Origin of the sequence: Salipiger abyssi (genome assembly GCF_017311415.1) — a bacterium.
Taxonomy (GTDB): Bacteria; Pseudomonadota; Alphaproteobacteria; order Rhodobacterales; family Rhodobacteraceae; genus Salipiger; species Salipiger abyssi_A.
The window spans coordinates 1-727 of the sequence record NZ_JAEKIS010000072.1 but is presented as its reverse complement, the minus strand read 5'-3'; the positions used below and the strand labels follow the sequence as shown (position 1 = coordinate 727).

At 59.0% G+C, this 727-nt stretch carries 1 pseudogene; it reads right to left on the bottom strand.

The features are described 5' to 3' along the window. Positions 1-147: 147 nt before the first annotated feature. Positions 148-637 (bottom strand): annotated as a pseudogene (locus I6N89_RS25340) (transposase); the annotation flags it as partial. Positions 638-727: the final 90 nt, after the last annotated feature.

Sequence of the window (727 nt, the reverse complement as noted above, 5' to 3'; positions counted from 1 at the left end):
GGGCCCGCGGCATTGAAGGTCGCAACCAGAGGCCGGATACACGAAGGAACTCGACCGCAATGCTGTTGCCAAAGTCAAAAAATCGCTTGCAGCCCCGGGGGCGTCCATACACGGGACATCGCTTCGCGATGCCCTGCCGGGCAGTGGATAGCCGAAGCGCCGTCTTTCGCAGGACAGCTCCTTTAGCCTCTGTCGCAAATCGGCGCCCCCAGGCCTGGTTGATCGTCGTCTGTAGACACGCGCATCGATCCCGGAGAAGACACAGGCCCGACGCTGGTTGTCGTTTTTCTCTGTCATGGCCCCCCGCTCGGCAAATTTGGCTCTGGCCAAATCGCCTGCCGGGCAGCGATCCACAGCTCGTCGCCTTGCACCGGGTTTCAGAAGTTTTTTCCCACCATCGCCTTGAGCGTAGCGACATCGAGCATCTGCTCCGCCAGCATCTTCTTCAGCTTTGCATTCTCAACCTCGAGCGCTCTCAGCCGCTTGGCCTCGTACACTTCCATGCTGTCATATTTCGAGCGCTACTTGTAGAGTGTGGCATTGCTTATGCCGTGCTTCCGGCAGAGCTCCTTGGCGCCTATACGGCTTGGCGCTCCTTCAGGATGCCACCCTCTTGATGGTGTGGACGCCCCCTCACGGCATCGCTGTGCCAAGGTAGCGGTGTCGAAATTCGCTACGAGGAGGAAGCGTCCATGGAGAAGGTTAGCATTGTAGGGCTGGATATTGC